Annotated in this window: 1 tRNA gene; it reads right to left on the bottom strand. The window is 51.3% G+C overall.

What is annotated here, in order from left to right:
* Positions 1–153 precede the first annotated feature (153 nt).
* A tRNA-Gly gene (locus K0F85_RS28400) sits at positions 154–229 on the bottom strand.
* Positions 230–349 lie beyond the last annotated feature (120 nt).

Below are 349 nucleotides of genomic sequence, written 5' to 3'. Positions count from 1 at the left end.
GTCTCGAACTCTCGACCTCAACCTTGGCAAGGTTGCGCTCTACCAACTGAGCTACTCCCGCAGTGGACAACATTGTATCAGAAGCTCTACTACATCGCCAGCACTACTTTTTACTGCCTACGCTGTTTTTACCTATGACACGATCCAGAAAACTGGAGCGGGAGAAGAGTCTCGAACTCTCGACCTCAACCTTGGCAAGGTTGCGCTCTACCAACTGAGCTACTCCCGCATTGGAGCTTCTATTTTCTGCTTGCTACTGCCATTTTGCTGCACTGCTTCAGCTTTCGCTGGAGCGGGAGAAGAGTCTCGAACTCTCGACCTCAACCTTGGCAAGGTTGCGCTCTACCAA

Origin of the sequence: Janthinobacterium sp. UMAB-56 (genome assembly GCF_900095265.1) — a bacterium.
In the GTDB taxonomy this organism is placed as follows: Bacteria; Pseudomonadota; Gammaproteobacteria; order Burkholderiales; family Burkholderiaceae_D; genus Janthinobacterium.
The sequence above is the reverse complement of the archived record's forward strand: the minus strand, read 5'-3'. Positions and strand labels throughout refer to the sequence as shown.